7 protein-coding genes are annotated in these 7,210 nt (G+C 59.4%); 6 read left to right on the top strand and 1 reads right to left on the bottom strand.

Annotation, left to right across the window (positions count from 1 at the left end; genetic code table 11):
* The first annotated feature begins 86 nt into the window (after positions 1-86).
* The 6 genes from purH (at position 87) to AC2VLR_RS03435 (ending at position 5,727) form a co-directional block, all read left to right on the top strand.
* Complete coding sequence (gene purH, locus AC2VLR_RS03460) at positions 87-1,652, top strand: bifunctional phosphoribosylaminoimidazolecarboxamide formyltransferase/IMP cyclohydrolase (protein WP_486880862.1); 1,566 nt, start codon at positions 87-89, stop codon at positions 1,650-1,652.
* Positions 1,653-1,666: 14 nt separating this feature from the next.
* Positions 1,667-2,926, top strand: a complete 1,260-nt coding sequence (gene purD, locus AC2VLR_RS03455) for a phosphoribosylamine--glycine ligase (protein ID WP_486880861.1) — start codon at positions 1,667-1,669, stop codon at positions 2,924-2,926.
* A gap of 15 nt (positions 2,927-2,941) precedes the next feature.
* Positions 2,942-3,502: an L-threonylcarbamoyladenylate synthase type 1 TsaC gene (tsaC, locus tag AC2VLR_RS03450; RefSeq protein WP_486880860.1), complete on the top strand. Its 561-nt coding sequence runs from the start codon at positions 2,942-2,944 to the stop codon at positions 3,500-3,502.
* Positions 3,503-3,507: 5 nt separating this feature from the next.
* Positions 3,508-4,398, top strand: coding sequence for an oxygen-dependent coproporphyrinogen oxidase (gene hemF / locus AC2VLR_RS03445; protein WP_486880859.1), 891 nt, complete (start codon positions 3,508-3,510; stop codon positions 4,396-4,398).
* Positions 4,395-5,489: a quinone-dependent dihydroorotate dehydrogenase gene (locus tag AC2VLR_RS03440; RefSeq protein ID WP_486880858.1), complete on the top strand. Its 1,095-nt coding sequence runs from the start codon at positions 4,395-4,397 to the stop codon at positions 5,487-5,489. Before hemF ends, AC2VLR_RS03440 begins: the two co-directional genes overlap by 4 nt.
* A gap of 109 nt (positions 5,490-5,598) precedes the next feature.
* On the top strand, positions 5,599-5,727 hold the full coding sequence (locus AC2VLR_RS03435; protein ID WP_486880857.1) for a hypothetical protein: 129 nt from the start codon (positions 5,599-5,601) through the stop codon (positions 5,725-5,727).
* Between the two features lie 20 nt (positions 5,728-5,747).
* On the opposite strand, the gene AC2VLR_RS03430 is transcribed toward AC2VLR_RS03435, so the two are convergent.
* Positions 5,748-7,142 carry an MFS transporter gene (locus AC2VLR_RS03430; protein ID WP_486880856.1) on the bottom strand — a complete coding sequence of 465 codons (1,395 nt, stop codon included), beginning with the start codon at positions 7,140-7,142 and terminating at the stop codon, positions 5,748-5,750.
* Positions 7,143-7,210 lie beyond the last annotated feature (68 nt).

The following is a 7,210-nucleotide window of genomic DNA, read 5'->3' as shown; positions in this document are numbered from 1 at the left end:
CGCTCCCTCCATCAGGAGGTTTGGGTACGACAGGTCTCCTGATCGTACCTTTTTTAATTTTAGGCTGGCAAAGGTGGCATGGCTTTATGGGTGAAATCACAAGGGCGCTCATCAGCGTTTCTGACAAGCGCGGGGTCGTGGAATTTGCACGACGGTTGCGGGACTTCGGAGTGGAAATCCTGTCCACGGGCGGCACCGCCAAGGTGCTGATGGCTGACGGGATTGCCGTCCAGGAAGTAGGCGATTACACCGGCTTCCCGGAAATGCTGGAGGGACGCCTGAAAACCCTGCATCCCAAAATTCATGGGGGCCTGCTGGCCCGGCGCGGCAACGCCGACCATGACCGGCAGATGGCCGAACACAAAATTCTTCCCATTGATCTGCTCTGCGTCAATTTATACCCCTTTGCCGAAACCGTGGCACGCCCTGATTGCACGCTGGAAGATGCCATTGAAAACATTGACATCGGTGGTCCCACCATGCTCCGGGCCGGGGCCAAAAACTGGGAGAGCGTCACCGTTCTGGTGGACCCCGATGACTACGCCCGAGTCCTCCAGGAAATGGAGCAAAGTCATGGCGGCGTGGGAGCGGCTACCCGCTTTCATCTGTCCACCAAAGTATTCGCCCACACCGCGCAATATGATGGTGCCATTGCCAATTATCTCTCCAGCCGGAGTCTGGAAGGTAACCAGAGCGCATTTCCCCAGACGCTTTCTCTGCAGTTCGAGAAGGTGCAGGAATTACGTTATGGAGAGAATCCGCATCAGGCCGCGGCTTTTTATCGCGATGGTCTGGGTGGTGGGCTGGCCGATGCCCACCAGTTGCAGGGTAAGGAACTGTCTTACAACAATATTGGTGATGGTGATGCGGCAGTTGCGCTGGTCATGGAGTTTCAGGAACCCGCCTGCTGCGTGGTCAAACACGGCAACCCCTGCGGCGTGGCGCTGGGACAGGATCTGCTCAGTGCCTTTCAACGGGCCTGGGCGGGTGATCCGGTGTCGGCCTTTGGCAGCATCATCGCTTTCAATGCGCCATTGGATGCCCAGACTGCTGAACTGATCAGTGCCCAGTTTGTGGAAATGGTGCTGGCCCCCACCATTCTGCCCGATGCCCGCCCGATTCTCGCCAAAAAGAAAAATCTGCGGGTGCTGGCTTTTGAAGATGGCCGGGCCTGGCAACGTCCGGGCTGGGAATACAAGCGGGTACGGGGCGGTTTGCTGGTCCAGGAATTTGATCAGGCCATGGAAATGGAAAATGACTGGACCGTGGTCAGCGAACGGGCACCCACCGCGCAGGAACAGCGTGATCTCGCCTTTGTCTGGCGGGTCGGCAAGTATGTGCGCTCCAATGCCATCGTCTATGGCCGTGAAGGGCAGACGGTTGGTATTGGCGCCGGGCAGATGAGTCGGGTGGATGCCGCCCGTTGCGGAGCTGCCAAGGCTCTGGATCTGGGCTTTGATCTGCACGGCGCGGCGCTGGCTTCCGACGCGTTTTTCCCCTTCCGGGATGGCGTCGATGCAGCAGCGGCGGCGGGAGTAAAAGCCATCATCCAGCCCGGCGGCTCCATTCGCGATGAAGAAGTGATTGCCAGCGCCAATGCCCATGGTATCGCCATGGTATTTACCGGCGTACGCCATTTCCGGCACGGTTGAAAGGAGACATCAGGATGGCACAGGTTTTGGTATTGGGCGGCGGTGGTCGGGAGCACGCCATTGCCTGGAAGCTCGCGCAATCGGCAGAGGTCGAAACCGTTTATTGCGCGCCCGGTAATCCCGGTACGGCTGCCGAAGAAAAGCTGATCAATTTGCCCCTCAACCCCAACCATCCCGAGGCGGTAGTCGCTGCGGCCCACGCCCTCGCTGTGCAGTTGGTGGTGATCGGCCCGGAAGCGCCGCTGGTGGCGGGTGTAGCGGACGCGTTACGGCGCGCCGGCATTCCGGTTTTTGGTCCCAACCAGGCGGGGGCCATGCTGGAAGGCAGCAAGGCCCACGCCAAGGCCTTTATGCTGCGTCATGGTTTACCTACTGCACGCTACGAGCGTTTCAACGATACGCCTGAAGCCCTGGCGTATCTGCGTGCGCACCCACTGCCGGTGGTGGTCAAGGCGGACGGTTTGGCGGCGGGCAAAGGAGTTGTCGTCGCCAGCAGTCTTGCGGAAGCGGAAGCGGCCGCAGAACAGTTTCTGCAATGGGGCCCCATCATCATAGAAGAGTTTCTGGAAGGGGAAGAAGCCAGCTTTATCGCCATCATTGTTGATGGTCAGGTTCTGCCCCTGGCGGGTTCCCAGGATCACAAACGGCTGCTGGATCAGGATCAAGGCCCGAACACGGGCGGCATGGGCACTTACTCCCCCGCCCCGGTGCTGGACATAGCCATGAGCGAAAGGGTGCTGCGGGAAATCATGCAGCCGGCAGCGCAAGGGCTGCTGCGTGATGCCACGCCCTACTGCGGGTTCCTCTATGCCGGGCTGATGATTGGCCGGGATGGCCCCAAGTTGCTGGAGTTCAACTGCCGTCTGGGTGATCCGGAAACCCAGCCGTTGATGATGCGCTTGCGCTCGGACCTCTACACGGTACTGCTGGATGCCGCCCGGGGTGAGCCCTTACCGGCGGCACTTGACTGGGACAACCGCACGGCGCTCTGCGTGGTGATGGCCGCAGAGGGTTATCCTGACTGCCCGCAGACGGGTGAACGCATCAGTGGCCTGGAACAGTCCTTCCCGGATACGGTCAAGGTGTTTCATGCTGGAACCCGAAGCCGGGATGGTCATATCGTCAGTGCCGGGGGACGGGTGCTGGGCGTGACGGCCCTCGGCGAGAGTCTGGCCATTGCCCAGCAGCGGGCTTATGGGGCTGTAGGGCAGATTCACTGGGCAGGCGTCCAATTCCGTCGGGATATCGGCCATCTTGGACTGCAGCGCCCCTGAAGATGGGATGAACTGATGCTCGGACTTTACCCCCGCCGTCAGGAACTACGCCAACTGGTGGCCCATTTGCGTCACGGTGGAGTGATCGCCTACCCCACCGAAGGTGTTTGGGGATTAGGTTGCGACCCACGTCAACGTCAGGCCCTGCATCGTATTCTGCAACTCAAAAAACGTCCGCAACACAAAGGGGTGCTGCTGATTGCGGGACGTTTCTGCGAAACCAGCCGCTACTGGTCGGACGCCGGGGTTCCGGCAGCGCGGCTGGCCGAGTACTGGCCGGGAACTACGCTGGTCCTCCCGGCCCGCCCGCAAGTGCCGGTCTGGATTCGTGGCAGGCATCATAGTGTTGCGGTAAGGGTCAGTCAGCACCCGGGCGTCTGCGCCCTGACCCGGGCTTTTGGCGGTGCCATTGTCTCCACCAGTGCCAATCGTGCCGGTCAGCAACCTGCCCGTGACTTGCGCACTATCCGGCGCTATTTTGGAACCCGTGTCCCGGTGCTCCATGCCCGCCTGGGCGGGCAGCGTCGCCCCAGCCGGATTGTGGATGCCCGTACCGGTCAGATTTTAAGGAGATAAACCCCATGCAGCAGCCTGCCACGGAAGTGATCGAAGCTTTTCTCCTGAACCTGCAGGACCGTATTTGCGCGGCGCTGGAAAATGCTGATGGGCAGGCGCGGTTCCGGGAAGACCTCTGGGAAAGGCCGGGGGGCGGCGGGGGGCGTACCCGCGTGATCAGTGACGGAGCCCTGCTGGAAAAAGGCGGGGTCAATTTTTCCAAGGTCCACGGCGACAAACTGCCGCCCTCCGCTACCGCGCATCGTCCTGAACTCGCAGGCCAGCCCTTCACCGCCGTGGGTGTGTCGCTGGTACTGCATCCCCGTAACCCCTATGTGCCCATTGTCCATATGAATTACCGGTTCTTCAGCGCCGGGCCGGTGTGGTGGTTTGGTGGTGGTGCCGATCTCACCCCTAGTTATGGCTTTGCTGAAGATGCCCGGCATTTTCATCGTACCCTCAAAAATGCCTGCGATCGTCACGGACCGGATTTTTATCCGCGTTTCAAGGCCTGGTGTGATGATTATTTCACCATCAAACATCGTCAGGAAATGCGCGGCGTCGGCGGCATTTTCTTTGATGATCTCAGTGGTGATGCGCAGAGCTTGCAGGCCTTCTGGGAAGACGTGGCCGGTAGTTTTCTGGACAGCTACCTTCCCATTGCCGAACGCCGCCGTCATAACCCTTTTGGCGAGCGAGAAAGACAATTCCAGCTTTTGCGCCGGGGTCGCTATGTGGAATTCAATCTGGTTTACGACCGGGGCACCCTCTTCGGGTTGCAGTCTGGGGGGCGTACCGAAAGCATTCTCATGTCTCTGCCCCCCCTCGCCGCCTGGGAATATGACTGGCAAGCACCAGAAGATGGTCCCGAGGCGCGTTTGAAAACAGATTTTCTGACGCCCCGGGATTGGGCATGATCTATCCGCTGCTGCGCCCCCTGCTTTTCAGTCTGGAGGCGGAACAGGCCCACCAGCTCAGCATTCTCGCCCTGGAAACCCTGGGCCGTATGCCGCGCAGCCTGAATGCCGTGGCCGGGCATTTTTCCGTCAGCCATCCCGCCCTGAAGCAAAGTCTGTGGGGGCTGGAATTTGCCAATCCTCTTGGTCTGGCTGCTGGCTATGACAAGGATGCGCGTGCCGCCGCCGCCCTGCCCGCTTTGGGCTTCGGGTTCCTTGAAATCGGTACGGTTACCCCCCGCCCGCAACCCGGCAATCCCCGGCCCCGGGTATTCCGTTATCCCGACTCCCAAGCGGTCATCAATCGCATGGGTTTTCCTGGAGAAGGAGCCGCTGCTGTCGCCCAACGCTTGGCGGCCCTTCAGCAGCCCCATCCCGTCCCCATCGGCATCAATCTCGGCAAAAACAAGGACACGCCGCTGGAGCGGGCCGCCGAGGACTATGTCAGCGCTCTGGAAAGCCTTTTTCCCTATGGGGATTATCTGACCGTCAACGTCAGCTCCCCCAACACGCCGGGTTTGCGCCTGCTGCAAGCTGCCGACGCCCTGCCGGAATTACTGACGAAGGTGGCCGCAGCCAATCGGCGTCTGGCCACCGCGCATCAGCGCCCGCCACTGCCAGTGCTGCTGAAAATCGCCCCTGATCTGAGCTCTGAGGATATTACCCTCATTGCCAGGCTGGCCTTGGGAGATGCGCCGCTGGTGGATGGATTTATTGCCACCAACACCACCCTCGCCCGCCCCCCGGAACATCCGGAATATGTTGAAACCGGCGGCTTGAGCGGCGCGCCCCTGCGCCAGCTTGCCAATGTCGTGATTGCTCAACTTTATCGGGAATGTAACGGTACTGTGCCCATCATTGGCGCCGGAGGAATCACCAGTGCCGCCGATGCCTATGAAAAAATTCGCGCCGGTGCGAGTTTGCTGCAAATTTACACAGGACTGGTATTTCAGGGGCCTGAACTGGTTCGCGATATTCTGGTGAAATTACCGGAACTCTGCCAACAAGACGGATATAGTCATATTCATGCAGCCTGCGGAACGCGTGCCTGAGATGTATATTGATGAACAGAAGCGCTTCGCGTTCTGATGCGCTATCCTGATGCACAACTGTTTGATTATCATCCGCGCATCACCTGATTATAAAGGAGCACCAGCAACCATGACTTTTTTGACACGATTTCTGGGCCTGATCTGCGTCATTACTTCCCTGGCTGGCTGCGCCACCGTTTCTGACACCGCCTCTGCCGCAGGGGATGTCGTGGGCGCCGGTGCCTCACTGATCCCCTGAGAAAAGTATCCAGCGGGTTCTCAGGCAGCGCGCTGACCGCGTTGGCTGCTCGCCGCATCCAACCGTTCCGGCAAAGCCTGACCAGCCATTTCCGAGCCCAGCCACCAGGTGGTCAGCACACCGATCAGTCCGGCCCCAGCCAGCACCAACAGTAAACCACCATTACCCAATTCCGCCTGCAGAGTCGGCAGGAAAAACACGCTCACTACGCCGCCAAAACGACTGAAGGCGGTGGCAAAACCATGCCCGGTCGCCCGCAACTCCGTGGGATACAACTCGGTGGGAATGATCCAGGTGGTATTTCCGGGTCCGAAGCTGTTGGCGATCTGCCAGATAATCAATCCTGCGGCGACAATGGCAAAAGGCGGCTCGCCGGAAAGCGCGAATAATCCCACCAGGCCGAGGCTGATGGCATCGCCCAGAAAGCCCCAGATCTGGGCACGCCGCCGCCCCACCCGGTCAATCAGCAAGGCCAGTGGAATCCAGCCCAGCACAAAGCTGGCGGTGAAAAAGCTGTTGCCGATGATGGCCTGCTCCGGAGTTTTCAAGCCCATATGCATGAGCATGAAGGGCAGAAAAATCCCCAGGGCATAACCCATGACATCCATCATGAACCATGGTACACAGGCATAGATGGTCCGGCGCAAATAGGGCTTGCTGAAAAGCATAGTCCAAGAGACACTCCGGCTGGCCTGCATGCTGGTGGCCGTTTCCTGAACCAGACGTTCCCGCTCCTGGGCATTGACGTCCGGTACCAGCCAGCGCAATACCTGAGCCGCTTCCTGCAGACGACCCCGATAAATGTACCAGCGCGGCGACTCCGGCAAATTGCGCCGCATCCAGAGGACCAGCACCGCCGGCACCGCACCCGAAGCCAGCATCCAGCGCCACGCTTCAGGACCGGTATGCAGCAAGGCCAGGCCCACCAGGCTGGAAAGCAGCGCGCCGCCCATCCACAACCCGAAAATCCAGGTCATGGCCGAACCGCGCTTGTTTTTGGGCATAAACTCGGCAATGTACGTGGAACTCAGGGGATAATCTGCCCCGACCCCAAGCCCCAGAATGAAACGCAGGATGACCAGGGAGGTAATATCCCAGGCAAAGCCCGAAAGTAGTGCCGCAAAGAAAAAAGCCGCAATGTCGATGAGATAAACGGTTTTGCGCCCATAACGGTCGGCGATGATACCGCCGAAAAGGCCGCCGATGAGCGCCCCTACCAGTGCTGCCGTACCCAGCAAACCCAGCAGAGTCGGCTCCAGATGCCATTGCGGTTTGAGCAGAATCAACACAATAGCCATGATGCTCAAATCATAACCATCCAGAAAAATACCCAGCCCCGAGGCCCAGAGAATCCGGCGATGGCGCTTGTTTACTTTCTGTTCGTCGTCAATGGTACTTAGCAGAGTATTCATCATTTCGTCATCAAGGCCGCTGTAAAGTCGTCACCTTAACACGCAAACATGACACTTTTATGACAACCGTA

This window comes from Acidithiobacillus sp. TH-A117, assembly GCF_057473465.1.
Note: the sequence above shows the minus strand (reverse complement) of the source record. Positions and strands in the feature narration are given on the sequence as shown.